The 14,908-nt window shown below is 31.7% G+C and carries 19 protein-coding genes and 1 other annotated feature; of the genes, 15 read left to right on the top strand and 4 right to left on the bottom strand.

The features are described 5' to 3' along the window. Positions 1-27: 27 nt before the first annotated feature. Positions 28-267 carry an AbrB/MazE/SpoVT family DNA-binding domain-containing protein gene (locus tag BUA21_RS04780; protein ID WP_072743610.1) on the bottom strand — a complete coding sequence of 80 codons (240 nt, stop codon included), beginning with the start codon at positions 265-267 and terminating at the stop codon, positions 28-30. Positions 268-459: 192 nt separating this feature from the next. Between BUA21_RS04780 and BUA21_RS04775 the strand changes: the two genes are divergently transcribed. Genes BUA21_RS04775 through BUA21_RS04760 form a run of 4 tightly spaced genes read left to right on the top strand, consistent with a single transcriptional unit; the run spans position 460 to position 4,452 of the window. Then, the gene (locus BUA21_RS04775) at positions 460-1,452 is read left to right on the top strand and encodes a DNA double-strand break repair nuclease NurA (protein WP_234973677.1); all 993 of its coding nucleotides are present in this window, start codon (positions 460-462) and stop codon (positions 1,450-1,452) included. Between the two features lie 12 nt (positions 1,453-1,464). Then, positions 1,465-3,300, top strand: a complete 1,836-nt coding sequence (locus BUA21_RS04770; protein WP_072743608.1) for an ATP-binding protein — start codon at positions 1,465-1,467, stop codon at positions 3,298-3,300. Between the two features lie 55 nt (positions 3,301-3,355). Continuing rightward, on the top strand, positions 3,356-3,937 hold the full coding sequence (locus BUA21_RS04765; protein WP_072743820.1) for a nucleoside recognition domain-containing protein: 582 nt from the start codon (positions 3,356-3,358) through the stop codon (positions 3,935-3,937). Further along, positions 3,934-4,452 carry a spore maturation protein gene (locus BUA21_RS04760; protein WP_072743607.1) on the top strand — a complete coding sequence of 173 codons (519 nt, stop codon included), beginning with the start codon at positions 3,934-3,936 and terminating at the stop codon, positions 4,450-4,452. Before BUA21_RS04765 ends, BUA21_RS04760 begins: the two co-directional genes overlap by 4 nt. A gap of 22 nt (positions 4,453-4,474) precedes the next feature. Here the strand turns inward: BUA21_RS04760 and BUA21_RS04755 are convergent, their stop codons facing one another. Both BUA21_RS04755 and BUA21_RS04750 read right to left on the bottom strand, forming a co-directional pair. Then, positions 4,475-5,509, bottom strand: a complete 1,035-nt coding sequence (locus BUA21_RS04755) for a 3D domain-containing protein (RefSeq protein ID WP_072743606.1) — start codon at positions 5,507-5,509, stop codon at positions 4,475-4,477. A gap of 281 nt (positions 5,510-5,790) precedes the next feature. Next, positions 5,791-6,153: a hypothetical protein gene (locus tag BUA21_RS04750; protein ID WP_234973676.1), complete on the bottom strand. Its 363-nt coding sequence runs from the start codon at positions 6,151-6,153 to the stop codon at positions 5,791-5,793. A 201-nt stretch (positions 6,154-6,354) separates the two neighbouring features. Here BUA21_RS04750 and BUA21_RS15200 point away from each other — a divergent pair, with 201 nt between their 5' ends. From BUA21_RS15200 to BUA21_RS04715, 9 genes are all read left to right on the top strand, one after another. Then, complete coding sequence (locus BUA21_RS15200) at positions 6,355-6,480, top strand: hypothetical protein (protein WP_268801889.1); 126 nt, start codon at positions 6,355-6,357, stop codon at positions 6,478-6,480. A gap of 119 nt (positions 6,481-6,599) precedes the next feature. Continuing rightward, positions 6,600-6,788, top strand: a complete 189-nt coding sequence (locus BUA21_RS14670) for a hypothetical protein (RefSeq protein WP_234973675.1) — start codon at positions 6,600-6,602, stop codon at positions 6,786-6,788. Next, positions 6,789-7,667 (top strand): DUF2812 domain-containing protein, encoded by an 879-nt coding sequence (locus BUA21_RS04745; protein WP_072743604.1) that lies wholly within the window; start codon positions 6,789-6,791, stop codon positions 7,665-7,667. A gap of 94 nt (positions 7,668-7,761) precedes the next feature. Beyond that, positions 7,762-8,001: a binding site (T-box leader), on the top strand. A gap of 49 nt (positions 8,002-8,050) precedes the next feature. Then, on the top strand, positions 8,051-10,000 hold the full coding sequence (gene metG, locus BUA21_RS04740; protein WP_072743603.1) for a methionine--tRNA ligase: 1,950 nt from the start codon (positions 8,051-8,053) through the stop codon (positions 9,998-10,000). A 14-nt stretch (positions 10,001-10,014) separates the two neighbouring features. Then, positions 10,015-10,782 carry a TatD family hydrolase gene (locus tag BUA21_RS04735; protein ID WP_072743819.1) on the top strand — a complete coding sequence of 256 codons (768 nt, stop codon included), beginning with the start codon at positions 10,015-10,017 and terminating at the stop codon, positions 10,780-10,782. A gap of 20 nt (positions 10,783-10,802) precedes the next feature. Continuing rightward, the gene (rnmV, locus tag BUA21_RS04730; protein ID WP_072743602.1) at positions 10,803-11,348 is read left to right on the top strand and encodes a ribonuclease M5; all 546 of its coding nucleotides are present in this window, start codon (positions 10,803-10,805) and stop codon (positions 11,346-11,348) included. Continuing rightward, positions 11,341-12,210 carry a 16S rRNA (adenine(1518)-N(6)/adenine(1519)-N(6))-dimethyltransferase RsmA gene (gene rsmA, locus BUA21_RS04725; protein WP_072743601.1) on the top strand — a complete coding sequence of 290 codons (870 nt, stop codon included), beginning with the start codon at positions 11,341-11,343 and terminating at the stop codon, positions 12,208-12,210. The genes rnmV and rsmA overlap by 8 nt, the downstream gene beginning before the upstream one ends. A 27-nt stretch (positions 12,211-12,237) precedes the next feature. Next, positions 12,238-13,413: a hypothetical protein gene (locus tag BUA21_RS14530; protein ID WP_143147131.1), complete on the top strand. Its 1,176-nt coding sequence runs from the start codon at positions 12,238-12,240 to the stop codon at positions 13,411-13,413. Between the two features lie 67 nt (positions 13,414-13,480). Then, positions 13,481-13,849, top strand: coding sequence for an ArsR/SmtB family transcription factor (locus BUA21_RS04715; protein WP_072743600.1), 369 nt, complete (start codon positions 13,481-13,483; stop codon positions 13,847-13,849). A 14-nt stretch (positions 13,850-13,863) separates the two neighbouring features. On the opposite strand, the gene BUA21_RS04710 is transcribed toward BUA21_RS04715, so the two are convergent. Beyond that, the gene (locus tag BUA21_RS04710; protein WP_072743599.1) at positions 13,864-14,139 is read right to left on the bottom strand and encodes a late competence development ComFB family protein; all 276 of its coding nucleotides are present in this window, start codon (positions 14,137-14,139) and stop codon (positions 13,864-13,866) included. A 157-nt stretch (positions 14,140-14,296) separates the two neighbouring features. On the opposite strand from BUA21_RS04710, the gene BUA21_RS04705 reads away from it, so the two are divergent. Together BUA21_RS04705 and BUA21_RS04700 are read left to right on the top strand one after the other, a co-directional pair. Further along, entirely contained in the window at positions 14,297-14,524 is a 228-nt protein-coding gene (locus tag BUA21_RS04705; RefSeq protein ID WP_072743598.1) for a glutaredoxin family protein, read from the top strand. 67 nt (positions 14,525-14,591) lie between these two features. Next, on the top strand, positions 14,592-14,822 hold the full coding sequence (locus BUA21_RS04700; RefSeq protein ID WP_072743597.1) for a glutaredoxin family protein: 231 nt from the start codon (positions 14,592-14,594) through the stop codon (positions 14,820-14,822). The last annotated feature ends 86 nt before the right edge of the window (positions 14,823-14,908 follow it).

Below are 14,908 nucleotides of genomic sequence, written 5' to 3'. Positions count from 1 at the left end.
CCCATCCAAAATGGATGGGAAAGAGTATTACTTTTTAAGTTCTTCAAGACAAGCTGGACAAATATTTTTGCCTTTGAATACTTGAACGTCTTTAGCTTGTCCACAGAAAATACAAGCTGGAGCATACTTTTTAAGTATGATTTGTTCTCCATCAACGTAAATTTCCAAAGCATCCTTCTCAGCAATTTCCAAAGTCCTTCTAAGCTCTATAGGTATAACTACTCTACCTAGCTCGTCTACTTTTCTTACAATACCAGTTGATTTCATTTTGAAATACCTCCTAATTATTTAATATGTATCGACTTTTTTCTACAATTTAAATTGTACCATATATACCATTTTAAGTCAACCTGTTTTTTAAAAATATTTCACAAAAAAACAAGATAAAAATTTAAACAAGTTTTCCTCAAACTAAATATTGTATTATACTTATATATAGAAGTATGAAGGGGTGATATTTTGTACGGATTGAGTGATGAATTGAAAGAAAAAGTTATACGTTTAAATTCCAATTTGTGCAACAAGTACAACAAACTTCTTAAAATGGATAGTGGTGAATTGAAAAATTATGTAGATGAGAACATAGGAGAAATAGTCCAAATAGAAAAAATGGATAAAAGTGAAATTGAAAAATATTTAAAAAATGGTGGGATAATTGGAGTTGACGGTTCTAAAAATAGAATTGGTGGGGCATATCCTCACTATTTAGAAATTTATCAGGGATTAGCTAAAAGTTCTATATATGATGATACTCCGATTTATAAAGCAGATTTTTATACTCCACTATATACGGAAGAAGAAAGTGAGCTTATTGAAAGACTTGATGGCAATGAAGAGGCTATTAAAAACTATAAATTGTCTGGTATAGAAGTAGATGTAGCTTTGGAAGGGGTCAAAAAGTACAATCCCTATGCTATTATGATGGATGGTTCTCTTATAAGATATGATATAGAGTGTTTTGAAAAGTGGATAGAACTTCGAAGGGAATGTGAAAACAGGGGAATCATACTTATAGGTGTCATAAAGGATATAAAAACTTCTATTGTTGGAGAAAAATTAGCTAAAGATAAGATTTTAGATACAGCCGAAAATTTATATGATAGAGAATTACTATATGGACTTCTTAAATATGGAGAGATGGTTAAAATAAAAGATGAAGTAGCAAAGAAACCTAAGGAAGGATTTACTTCTATATTTATGAGAAGCTCCAATGCTCCTAGCGTCATTGGAATGGATATACTAGATACTCAAAGAGAGTATATAGAAGAAATGGCAAAGCTTGTATTTACTCTCACGCCTAAAAATAGCAGGGGTGTGCCACTATGGCTTGATATAGTAGATAGTGAAGTGAAAATATCGGACAAGATGATGCACAGTATCTTGGAAACTTATTTAGATAGAGAAATACTTGAAAAACTTTTTATATCTGAAAGAGATAAAAGAACACTTTAGGGGGGATTTTTGATGAAGGTTGTAGGAATTACTACTCAACAAGAAGTATATATAGGGTCTAAAGATAGAAACTTTAGGATAAATGAGTTTTTAATTATAATGGATGAAGCTCAAGGCGACTTAATGGGAGAGGTAGTAGAGGCCAATACTTACAATAGATACATACCGCTAAATATAAATGGAGATTTGGTAGACTCCAGTGTATTGGAGTCCCTAAGAGCTATAGGATACAATATAGATGAAGATACTATATATATTGCCAAAGTAAGACTTATAAATGAGGCTCAATATCCAGTAGAAACTGGCTCTGATGTAAGGGTACCTAAATTTTATGAAGTAAAAGATTTTATGGTCAAAGCAAATAAAGAAGAAGGGCTGGTTTTAGGTCTCATAAGAAACACAGATCAAATGGAAGAAGATATGGATGAGGAACTTAAAAATATATTGTATACATTTGAAGATGATAAGCTCCAACCTCAAAAGGGTATACCTTATATACTTGATTTAAAGTCTATGCATCAATATCCTCATATAGGAGTATTTGGAGGTTCTGGCTCTGGAAAATCCTTTGGACTTAGAGTAGTTTTAGAGGAACTTATGAAATTAAATATACCTACAATAGTTCTAGATCCTCATTTTGAAATGGATTTTTCTGAAATGCAGGAATATCTTCCTGATGATGAAAAGGAAGATTTCAGCGGAAAATTTAAATGTCTTCAAGTCGGCTATGATGTGGGAGTTAAATTTGAGGATTTGAGTCCTCAAGATTTAAAAAATCTATTAGATGCTTCTAGTACACTGACAGATGCCATGAACAATGTAGTAGATATATTGTACAAGCGAAAAGATTCCTATCAAAGTTTTCATGACAGGCTCAAGATGCTTTCTGAAGCCCAAGAAGAGGGTTCTCAAGAAAAAATAAAGAGAAGGATAGAAGAGGCTACGACTACTGCAGAAACAGAAGCTTGGAAAAAAAGAAAGGAATTATATGATTCTTATGACAAAACTTGTCCATATAGTTCTGTAAAGGGAATATTTTGGAGACTTAGGAAGCTCTATAATGAAGGAATATTTTCAAATGATATTCATGAGATAGAAGAAGGGCTGAAACTTGGGAAACTCATAGTTGTTCAAGGAAGCACTAGAATGCTACAGGTATTTAGTACTTATTTACTAAATAATCTCTATCACAAGAGAAGAGATTTTAAAGATGCACTTTACAAACACACAACTAGTGACTATTTTCCACCATTTTTTATAGTTACAGATGAATCACACAATTTTGCTCCAAAGGGCTATGAATGTCCTTCCAAAGCTGTATTAAAGGAAATATCCCAAGAGGGAAGAAAATATGGAGTATTTTTGATATTGGCTACTCAAAGACCTACTCTTTTGGAAGAAACTATTACAGCTCAATTAAATACAAAGTTTATATTTAGAACTGTCAGATCATCAGATATACAGACCATAAGAGAAGAAACAGATATAAAAGAAGAAGAGGCAAGGAGACTTCCCTATCTAAAATCTGGAGATGTATTTATATCTTCTGCTACTATGGGACGTACTATATATGTGAGAATACGAGCTTCAAAGACTAGAAGTCCTCACACATTAAATCCTTTTGATGAACTTAAAAAATATAGCAAGGAAGAAGAAGAAAAGTTTTATAGAATCATAAAAGATAAACTTCCTATAAATGAATCTCAATTTTTATCCATATTGGGGGAAGTTGAAAAAGAATATGGAGAAGCCATCAACATGGATCAACTCAAAGAAAAAATGGAAAAGCTAGTGGAAAGTGAAAAAATCGAAAAAGTAGCTACTCCTTTTGGAGATATGTATAAATAAAAGTTCTTATAGTTCTCCTCTTTTCATATATTCTAATGGAAGGGGAGATTTTTTTATGATGAGCACCATGTGGTTTTTGCTCATAGCTATAGGAATAGTATATTCTATATTTGCTGGTACACTAGAAGAAATAAATAATATCATCATAAAAGAAGCAGGAGAGGCAGTGACTTTTGCTATAAGTCTTATAGGAATAATGTCTTTTTGGCTTGGGATTATGAATATAGCAAAAGAATCTGGATTTTTAGAAAAGTTGTCAAAAATTTTTAGTCCTATAATGAGGTTTTTGTTTCCGGGTATTCCCAAAAATCATCCTGCTGAAGGATTTATACTCATGAATATCATAGCCAATATGTTTGGAGTAGGAAATGGAGCTACAGCTTTTGGATTAAAAGCTATGGAGGAGATAAACAAATTAAACAAAGATAAAAAAAGGGCTACCAATGCCATGTGTATGTTTCTCGTCATAAATATGTCTTCTGTTCAATTGGTTCCATTGACTGTACTTAAAATTAGATATGATACTGGTTCAGCTGATCCAACTGGGATAGTGGGGCCAGGTATTATAGCTACTTCTATTTCTACTATTGTGGGAATAATAGCTGTAAAACTTTTTGAAAAGAGTGATTGTTTATGAAGGCTATATCTATAGGTCTTGTTCCATTTATAACCTTGACTATAATCATTTATGGATATGTAAAAGGGATAGATATATATTCTGCTTTTATTGAAGGAGTCAAAGAAGGTATAAAAACTTCTATAAAGATAATGCCCTATCTTATAGCTATTTTTGTTTCTATAGGAATATTTAGAGGTTCCCATGCTCTTTATATGCTAATGGATATATTAAGTCCTATCATGGAATTTGTAGGGATTCCTGTAGAAGTACTTCCGTTGGTCATCATGAGACCTATTTCAGGTAGTGGAGCGTTGGGTGTAGTAAAAGATATCATAGAAAACTATGGACCAGATTCTTTTCCTGGGCAAGTAGCTTCAATCATGATGGGTTCTTCTGAGACTATATTTTATACCATGGCTGTATATTTTGGCTCTATTGGAATAAGAGATCATAGATATACTTTGAAGGCGGCTCTGATATCTTATATTGCTTCTATATTTGCCTCAGTATTTGTATGTAATATATTCCTTTGAAATTAGAAGACTAGGAATTTCCCTAGTCTTCTAATATATAAACTTTTACTTTTCTTCTGCCAAAAATTTTGGCTTCTTTCCCACTTGGAAAGAACAAATCAATTCTGTTACCTTTTATAGCGCTACCTGTATCCTCTGCTATAGCAAAACCATAATCACTTCTATTGTCAAGAGATTCAACATAAAGTTTAGTTCCCAGTGGAATGACTCTTGGGTCTACTGATACAACTCCAGGTCTTGCTTTTGTACCTGATGCTGTAATCCCATACCCTCTGTCACCGGGTCTTTTTCCACAACTTGCATATGATAAGTCATAAGCAGTTGCCACTACTGTGAAAACTTTTTTATATCTTACATTTCCTCTTGAAGAAACATAGATTTCTTTTTCCTTAGTACCTTTTTCAATTACTTTTGGTACGGGATTAGAAACAAGTTTTTCAGATATAAGTTTTTCGGAAACCAATTGTCCATTCTTAAATATTTTCTTTACTTGAATTTCTTTAAGTCCTGTTTTACCTTCTTGCACAACTTTCGAAGTTCCTTTTTCTAATTTGCTGGTTTTTCTTACAACTTCTTCAAAAGGGATATCCTTCTTAACTGTTTCTACAATTTCATCTACATTGACTATTTCAATTTCGTCCATAGGATTCACTTTTGCGCTTAGTGTTGGATAGGTATAATCATTTTTACCTAAATCTATATTTACATCTTTCAAGATATTTTCTACAGTGTTTTCTGTGGATTTTACTTCCAATATCTTTTCGCCAAACTTTATTTTATAAATTTTAGGTGTTTTTATTGTTATAGTTGTATCTTTCTTTAATTTGTCAGTAATCTTGTAATTTATATATCCTCCTTCCTCTAATTTAATTCCTTCGCTTTGAAGAACATCACCTACAGTAGGCTTTAACGTTCTTACTGTCTTTTTGCTATCATCTATGCAAATAGTAACTGTTTTAGTCTTTTCCTCATAAATGCCTAAACAAATTATAGCTGCTATAGCGAGGATAGTTGTAATTTTCAGATAGCGCTTAGGTTTTACTGAAAATTCATCCATGTTTTTCCCTCCTCAAGTTTGACTTATTGTATTCTATTTAAAAAGAAATTGTTTGTCAAATTTTTTGATAAAAAGTTAGAAAATTAGATAAATTCAGAAAAACACTTGATAAATAGCTATTATATCCAATTTTAAAAATAATTATTCCTTATGTTTAAGAAAATATCAAATTTTGTCGAAAAAAAGTTTAGTGCCTCCAAGCCGCATAAATACTGGCAAAGCTCAGAAGCACTAGTCACAAAATTTCACAAAAGCTTAAGGTTATTTTTGGTAAAAACCCACTATTCCTCTATTTCTTCAGCACTTGTGGGTAAAAAATTTTCTGTTTCTGCAGGAAAAATATTTTTAATATCATTTATTTCCATAGGACTATTATATCTTCCACATTGTCTCATGCATATTTCCATACATTGTCTAAACATTGGATCCATCATAGGACACATGATAGGCATATTATTTGGTGGATACATAGGCATTTCAGGCATATATGGCTCATATATAGGCATATATGGTTCAGGCATACAATTGTCCATAGGATATAGTGGTGGAACTGCAGGCATGTAAGGGTCAGGCATATATGGGTCTTGGTTCATAGGTGAATACATAAAAAAATCAACTCCTTTTATAATTTTAGCTAATATCATTATATGTACTTAATAAATACTGGCTACTATCTTTTTATCCTTGACATTTCAGCTTTGGCAGTAAAAATTATCTCTTATAGAACTGTCAAATACCCGAGACACGAGTCGAAATATGATAGTTTTTTTTTATTGCATAAGTAAATAAGATTGATATAATTAAAGAAAGAAAGCTTTCTATTATATTGGAAAATTCTTATTCTTGTGGCTGAAAGTATTGTAGCTGTAATAAATTTCACAACAGTTGAAGAAAGGGTAGAAGTCTTAATTGTTGACAATTCTATTTATGAACATGTCCATATCATAAAAGTTGAACTTTTTATAAAATAATATATAATAAACTAGAATAGTATTTTACAATAGAGATCTACAAAGAGCCCCCTGCTTATAAATTTTAAAGAGCAGGGGGTTTCAAATGATTTTGTGAAAAAGCATTTACCTGATAAAGTATGATCGGGACAAGTTGCTCTTGTGACAATGATTCGATGGAACATTATTACGATATAATTAAAAATGAGTACAAAAGTTTATTTTTATTTGTTGGCGAGTTAGAAGTTGATAAAGCAATAATGAATTTTCATATGGCTGGTACAATCTGCATGGACACATTTTTACAATGTGATATAGGAGGGCATTAAGTGGATAAGTTAATTTATCATAATTTTCAATATTATGAAACAGATGAAGTAGAACATTATCTAATAGATATGGAGGAAGAGGGATATATTTTTTCAGGAATGAAAGGTAATTTTCTCATGTTTTCACGTCTTTCAGAAGAAAAAGGTAAATACAGTTATAAGGTAATTTATAATATAGGACGAAACATAAATGAAATGATAGAAAACATGAAACGGGATGGCTGGGAGTTTGTATGTCAGAATGGTTATCTAATCATATTTAGAACGATTATGCAGTTTAGAAAAAATAATGACCAAGTTTCTGAACGGGAAAAATATGAAATGATACGAAATATCAGACGAAAGAAAGTTCTGCTTGTGGGATTTTTGTTTGCACTAATCGCTGTGTTTTTATGTCACCTATATATTGTAATTATGAAGAAATATGATTTTACGGTATTTTCAAAGGAATTTTTTATAAATTCATTTGCTTTTATAATTGGAACAGCGTTTCTTCTGAGTTTTCTGATTTATTATATAGCTGAATTGTATGATTATATTGTTTGGAACAAGATGGCAAGAAGTAGTATGGGAAAAAGCATAACTGTTAGATATGAGCGTACAAACTTTAAAAAAATCATGTTTCGACTTGGGGATTTATATAAGATAGCAGTTGTATTGTTTGGTGTAATTTTTGGTATTTATATTCTTTTAGAGACGGCATCATGGATTATAACGGCATCTGTTGTATTTACGTGGATATTTTTAACTATGGAAGCTATATTATATAATCTCCGTATGAAAGGCTCTTTTGTTTATTTATCATATATGAGTATCATTGCTTATGGTATTTCATTTGGAGTAATAGATGTCATATTGAGTCAAGGATCAATTTTTTAAATTGTCAAAGACCCGTGAAATCTTTACTATCTTTTTATCCTTGACATTTTATCATTAATCTTGTATATTATTTAAATAAATAGAGTATTATAAAATAAAGGTAATGCAGGGAAGAGTAGGTCTGTATTTTGAACACTAGAGAGCTGGGAAAGGTGAAAGCCAGCGTTCAAAGTCTTGCCGAATATGGCCCCTAAACTGTATAGCTGAAAAAAGTAGGCTATGACGGGTTTGCAACCGTTAAGATTGCAAGGTTATGATTGTAACCTATAGAGATTTAAACTGTGAAGTTTAAATGAATTGGAGTGGTACCGCGAAGAATACCTTCGTCTCTATTGATTTAGAGATGGAGGTTTTTTGTTTAGAAAAAATAAGGAGGTTAGAAAATGAAGAATTATTATATTACTACACCTATATATTATCCAAGTGACAATCTTCATATAGGGCATACTTATACTACTGTAGCTGCCGATACTTTAAAGAGATATAAAAAGCTTATGGGATATGATGTAATGTTAGTTACTGGTTCTGATGAGCATGGACAAAAAATACAAGAAAAGGCAAAAGAAAATGGAGTATCTCCAAAAGAATATGTAGACGGAATAGTGAAAGATATCAAAGAACTTTGGGCAATGTTAGATATATCTTATGATGCTTTTACAAGGACTACAGATATTGAACATGAAAAGGCAGTACAAAAAATATTTGAAAAGCTATACAATAAGGGGGACATTTACAAATCATATTATGAGGGATTGTATTGTACACCTTGTGAATCTTTCTGGACAGAAAGCCAACTTGTAGATGGAAAATGTCCTGACTGTGGAAGAGAAGTTCACAAGACCAAAGAAGAAGCTTATTTTTTCAAACTTTCAAAATATAGAGATGATCTCATAAAATTGTTTGAAGAAAATCCAGAATTTTTACAACCTGAATCTAGAAAAAATGAAATGCTTAACAATTTTTTAAATGCAGGATTGGAAGACCTTTGCGTATCCAGAACTACTTTTGATTGGGGAGTAAAAGTTCCTTTTGATGATAAACATGTTGTATATGTATGGCTAGATGCATTGCTTTGCTATTTAACTGCATTGGGATATGGCACAGAGGATGATGAAAAATTTAAAAAGTATTGGCCTTGTGATGTTCATCTAGTGGGTAAAGAAATAGTTAGATTCCATACTATTATTTGGCCAGCAGTACTCATGGCATTGGATATAGAATTGCCAAAGAAAGTTTTTGGCCATGGTTGGATATTGTTTGAAAATGACAAGATGTCAAAGTCTAAAGGCAATGTCATATATCCAGAGCCAATCATTGAATTATATGGAATAGACTCTTTTAGATATTTCTTGCTAAGGGAATTTTCCTTTGGTCAAGATGGTTCATTTTCAAGAGAAAAATTTTTGACTAGATTAAATTCAGATTTGGCCAATGATTTAGGAAATTTAGTCAGCAGAACTGTGACTATGGTGGAAAAATACAATTATGGGCTTATTCCAGAGGCTCTAAAATCTGGAGAATTTGATGATGAACTTAAAGAATTGGCAATAAATATACCAGAAAAAGTTGAAGAGCATATGGATAAGTTGGATTTTAGTGGAGCATTAGAAGAAATTTGGAAACTTATAAGAAGGACAAATAAGTATATAGATGAAACTACTCCATGGGTTCTTGCAAAAGAAGGAGATAGTGAAAGATTAAATACAGTTCTTTACAATCTATGTGAAAGTTTAAGGATTACATCTATACTTATAAGGCCTTTTATGGAAAGAACTTCAGATGAGATAAGAAGACAATTGGGATTTTCAGATAAAAATATTTCTTGGGACGATGGAAAAGTATGGGGACAAATATCAGTAGGACAAAAAGTCAACAGAGGGAATCCAATATTCCCAAGGCTAGATATAAAGAAAGAACTAGAAAGATTAGATGAAGCCAATTCAAAACTCATAGAAGAAAGAAATGTCAAAAAAGGTAAACAAAAAGGAGTAGAAACAGAAGTGGAAGAAAACTATATAACTATTGACGATTTTGATAAAATAGAATTAAAGGTAGCAGAAGTTTTGAGTGCAGAAAAACATCCAAATGCAGATAAACTTTTGGTATTACAATTGAAGGTAGGAGAAGAAACAAGGCAAGTAGTATCAGGTATAAGAAAATACTATAGCCCTGAAGATTTAGTAGGTAAAAAAGTAGTACTTGTGTCAAACTTAAAACCTGTGAAACTTAGGGGAGTAGAGTCTTATGGAATGGTATTGGCGGCAGAAAAAGATGGAGTACTTACATTGGTGAGTACCTTAGAAGATATACCATCTGGAGCTACAATAAGTTAATGGGAGTTGAAAATATGCTTATAGATAGTCATGCTCATTTAAATGATGAAAGATTTGACAAGGATAGAGAAGAAGTTATAAAATCTTTAAAGGAAAATAATATATCTCTTATAATAGACCCGGGTGATGATCTTTCAAGTAGTATAAAAGCAGTTAAATTGGCTGAGGAATATGAAAATATATATGCTGCAGTGGGGGTTCATCCCCACTCAGCAGAAGAAATGGATGAAAGTACTATAGAAGCATTAAGAGCTTTGGGAAATAGAGAAAAGGTAGTAGCTATAGGAGAGATAGGCCTTGACTACTATTATGACAATTCTCCTAGAGATATTCAGAGGAAATGGTTTAAAAGACAAATCCAATTGGCTAAGGAAATGGATTTGCCCATTATTGTTCACTCAAGAGATGCTATTAAAGATACTTATGACATAATAAAATCTGAAGCTTTTGACAATTTAAGAGGAGTATTGCATTGCTATTCAGGAAGTTTAGAAATGGCTCAAGAGTATATAAAACTTGGATTTTATATTTCTTTTGCAGGTCCTGTTACTTTTAAAAATTCAAAAGTTCCTAAAGAAGTGGCAAAAAACGTGCCTTTAGATAGATTACTTATAGAAACTGATTCTCCATATTTGACTCCAGAACCTCACAGAGGAAAGCGAAATGAGCCCTTGTATGTAAGGTATGTAGCAGGTATGATAGCGGAACTAAAAGGTGTGGGTTTTGAGGAAATAGCTAAAGCAAGTAGTGAAAATGCGAAGAGATTGTTTAATATCAAATGAAATTGTGAGGGGAGATTGTTTTGATAAAGGAAGTCATCGTAGTAGAAGGAAAAGATGATATTCAAGCTGTAAAAGCCGCAGTAGATGCGGAAGTCATAGCTACCGGAGGATATGGTTTTAATAAGGAGTTTTTAAAAAATTTGAAAACTATAGCAGAAAAAAGAGGAGTTATAATACTTACTGATCCAGATTTTGCAGGAGATAAAATAAGACGAGAAATATCAAAAGAACTTAAAAATTGCAAACATGCATTTTTGCCAAAGGGAAAGGCCATGAAAAAAGGCGATATTGGAGTAGAAAATGCAAATAGTGAAGATATTCTTGAGGCTCTTGAAAAAGCTAGACCTGTTATGACGGAAAAGAGAAATGAATTTTCCAAAGAAGACATGATCATATGTGGATTGGCAGGGGGAGAAGATTCAAGAAAGAAAAGAGAAGAATTGGGTAGAATACTTGGTATAGGCTATGCAAATTCCAAACAATTTTTAAATAGATTAAACAACTATGGAGTTTCGAGAGAAGAATTCATAGAAGCACTGGAGAGGATGGAAGTAAAGAATGAATGACAAAAGATTGTATTCCCCTAGCTATGTAAAAGAGATAATAAATAAATATGGTTTTGGTTTTTCTAAAAGCCTTGGGCAAAATTTTCTTATAGATGGGAATATAGTTAGGAAAATATGTGAAGAAGGAAATATAGATTCCACAGACAATGTGTTGGAAATAGGCCCTGGAATAGGTACATTGACAGAAGAACTAGGTATTAGAGCAAAAAAGGTAGTAGCAGTAGAATTGGATAAAAATCTTTTGCCTATACTTGATGACACTTTAAGTCAGTATGAAAACATAGAAATAGTTCATGGAGACATACTTAAAATTGATTTGTCTAAATTGTTTAAAGAAAAATTTGATGGTGGGAGCATAAAGATTGTAGCAAATCTCCCTTATTATATCACTACTCCTATTATCACAAGACTCTTAGAAGAAGAGATAGATATTGATAGTATATTGGTCATGGTTCAAAAGGAAGTAGCAGAAAGAATGAGTGCAAGATCAGGGAGCAAAGATTATGGTTCGTTGTCTGTATTTGTAAATTATTATACAGAAGCAGAAATAGTCTTAAATGTTCCCAAAACGGTATTTATGCCTAAACCCAATGTAGATTCTGCTGTCATTCGTCTTAAAGTTAGAGGTGAAAGAATTCAATTAAAAGATAAAGAAACTTTTTTTAAAACTGTAAAGGCTTCATTTTCACAGAGGAGAAAGACTATATTAAATTCCCTTTCAGCTGGTCTTGGAATGGAAAAAGAAGAATTAAAGGATATACTGCTTAAGTGTGATGTGGACCCTAGACAAAGGGCAGAAAATTTAAATATTGAAGATTTTGCAAAGATTAGTTCACTAATCCCCCCTTCTTTCATATATTAATAATAAGATTTAAAAGGGGGGATTTTTTTGGAATTCATATATACTAGAAAATTTGTTATTCTAAGAGATGATTTAAGTAGCATACTTGGTTTAAAACCTAAGGGTCATGCACTATTGGAAATTAGAGAGAACAAGGGAAAGATGTCCATAAATATAGACAGAAGCGAGAAAGAAAATTTTTATAAAGTTTATTTAGTGGGAGTAAATGATCAGGATTTTATAGAGAAAGAAATAGGGAGAATTTTTACAGATGACAGAGGAAAAGGAAATTTAGAAATACTTTTTAATCCCAAAAATGTAGGCGATGACGAATATTCTATTGACAAATATAGTGCTATAGTTCTTAGAAAGGACAAAAATGTATTACTCACTGGATACATTGATGAAAAGAATAAATTTTTATCAAAATACATTTCACAAATAGATGAGAATTCGTATAGCAGAGAAGTTTATCAAGAAGAAAAAGTAGGGCCAGCAGAAGAATTGCCGGAGCCACGGGTATTAGAAGAAGTAGAAGAAGAAATAATAAAAGAGATAATAGAAGAAGTAGAAGAAAAGGTAGAAGAAGTAGGAGAAATTCAAGAAATCGAAGAAGTAGCAAAAGAAGAATTATTGAGAGATGAAAAAGCAGTAGAGGAAATAGTTGAAAATACAGAAATAGAAAACGAAGAAGTTCCAGAGGAAACATTTCAAAATGTAGAAACAAAATTTGAATATGGAGAAGATTTAGATATTGAGTATATAAAACAATTAAGTTATAAAAATCAAATGTCAAACTATGTTTTAAACATATTGAGGTTTTTTCCCTATGTAAAGCCTTTTAATGCCAATTTAGAAGGATATGATTGGTGGAGAATAGAATATGATGGAGCGGATATACATAGGGGATTTTTGCCATACTACAATTATCTTTCAAATATGTACAATGTCTATCCTTTCATGCCCAATGCTACTACTTGCCAAGAACTTATAGCTAAATATAACCATTATTTATTTGGATTATATAGAGAAAATAATGATATAAAGTATTATATGTATGGAATACCTGGAACATTTACTTCTTTAGAACATCCCTATAGAGGAGTTACTGGATTTAATACTTGGTTTGAATCTGCAGATGGCATAGGCTATTGGGTATTGTATATAAATTCTATGACAGGCAAAGTCATTTTTCCAATAAACCCTATGACTCCATATTATTGAAAAAATATGATATAATTATATAAAGTCTTTTGAAGGGAGGCCAGTTGCATATATTGCAACGACAAAATTGAAAAAAACCAATGAAGAAAAAGAAATATGTGATGTTAGTGCTATAGATGTGGATAGTTTCAATGAAATCAAATCAAGTTTACTAGAGGAAGAAAAAATAACTCGGCTTTCAGAGACATTTAAGGCCTTGTCCGACCCTACAAGGCTTAATATAATATATGTACTTTCTAAAACACCATTGTGTGTATGTGATATAGCTCAACTTTTGGACATGACTCAATCAGCTATATCTCATCATTTAAGAATACTCAGAAATTTAAAATTGGTGAAATTCAGAAAAGAAGGGAAAATGGTCATCTATTCTCTTGATGATGATCATGTATTGGAATTGTTCAATCAAGGATTAGATCATGTCAAGCATCAATAAAAATGAGGTAAAAATTAGCCCTCATTTTTATTTTTGTTATGATCATTATTTATGACTATTTCTGCTGCTTCTGCTACTTTAGCTAAAACTGATATTCTTCTTTGCCTATCTAATAAAAAAGCTTTTTTTTCGCCTTCATCATCAGAAGCGAGAAAATATACCGGCGATAAATTATTAAGGGCAATAGATTTTATATCATCTATGCAGTCTTCACATTTGCAAATATCATAATTTTTAATTACTTCATCCAATACTTCAGAAACTATTATCTCCATATAGTTTTTTATCATTTAAATCAACCCTTTTCATATTTCTCATCATACCATTATATCACAATAATACCCTTTTATCATATAATATAATACTTTAGTTCTATTGCATTTGATTAAAAACTTCTATTATGGGGTACTATAAAAATGATTAGTAATACTGAAAGGGGTCTTTTTTATGAGAGATGTAACAATATATACTACAGATACTTGTCCTTATTGCATAAAGGCTAAAAAATACCTTTCAGAAAAGGGCATAGAGTACAATGAAAAAAATGTGCACAAAGATTTTCAAGCAAAACAAGAGTTACTAGCCATGGGATATCGTACCGTTCCTGTAATAGTAATAAATAAGCGGGAGATAGTTGGCTTTGACAAGCAAAAAATAGATAGAGCTCTTGGATGATTCCACTTGACAAATATACCTGTAGGGGGTATATTGTATATAGAGAAAAATTTAAGGAGGAATTAAAATGGCAGATGTTGTTATATATTCAACAAATACATGTCCACATTGCGTGGCAGCAAAGGAATATTTTGCTCAAAAGGGTATAAGTTATACTGAAAAAAATGTTCAAACCGATATGCAAGCTAGAAAAGAACTAATGAGTATGGGGCATATGGGAGTACCGGTAATATTTGTAGATGGTGAAGAAGTAGTTGGATTTGACAGAGATAGACTAGAACAATTACTTAACAAATAAAATTGAAAAAGAAAACAAAAAGAGGGAGTGAATGACTCCCTCTTTTTGTTTTGTCGAAAAATGTGCTAATATAGTATATAATAAAT

The organism is Sporanaerobacter acetigenes DSM 13106 (assembly GCF_900130025.1).
In the GTDB taxonomy this organism is placed as follows: Bacteria; Bacillota; Clostridia; order Tissierellales; family Sporanaerobacteraceae; genus Sporanaerobacter; species Sporanaerobacter acetigenes.
This window is presented reverse-complemented; position numbering and strand designations above follow the sequence as displayed.

Coding starts and splice junctions, on each gene's coding strand:
- BUA21_RS04780 (WP_072743610.1), bottom strand. CDS start 267: ATGAAATCAACTGGTATTGTAAGAAAAGTAGACGAGCTAGGTAGAGTA.
- BUA21_RS04770 (WP_072743608.1), top strand. CDS start 1,465: ATGAAGGTTGTAGGAATTACTACTCAACAAGAAGTATATATAGGGTCT.
- BUA21_RS04765 (WP_072743820.1), top strand. CDS start 3,356: ATGATGAGCACCATGTGGTTTTTGCTCATAGCTATAGGAATAGTATAT.
- BUA21_RS04760 (WP_072743607.1), top strand. CDS start 3,934: ATGAAGGCTATATCTATAGGTCTTGTTCCATTTATAACCTTGACTATA.
- BUA21_RS04755 (WP_072743606.1), bottom strand. CDS start 5,509: ATGGATGAATTTTCAGTAAAACCTAAGCGCTATCTGAAAATTACAACT.
- BUA21_RS04750 (WP_234973676.1), bottom strand. CDS start 6,153: ATGATATTAGCTAAAATTATAAAAGGAGTTGATTTTTTTATGTATTCA.
- BUA21_RS14670 (WP_234973675.1), top strand. CDS start 6,600: ATGATCGGGACAAGTTGCTCTTGTGACAATGATTCGATGGAACATTAT.
- metG (WP_072743603.1), top strand. CDS start 8,051: ATGAAGAATTATTATATTACTACACCTATATATTATCCAAGTGACAAT.
- BUA21_RS04735 (WP_072743819.1), top strand. CDS start 10,015: ATGCTTATAGATAGTCATGCTCATTTAAATGATGAAAGATTTGACAAG.
- rsmA (WP_072743601.1), top strand. CDS start 11,341: ATGAATGACAAAAGATTGTATTCCCCTAGCTATGTAAAAGAGATAATA.
- BUA21_RS04710 (WP_072743599.1), bottom strand. CDS start 14,139: ATGATAAAAAACTATATGGAGATAATAGTTTCTGAAGTATTGGATGAA.
- BUA21_RS04705 (WP_072743598.1), top strand. CDS start 14,297: ATGAGAGATGTAACAATATATACTACAGATACTTGTCCTTATTGCATA.
- BUA21_RS04700 (WP_072743597.1), top strand. CDS start 14,592: ATGGCAGATGTTGTTATATATTCAACAAATACATGTCCACATTGCGTG.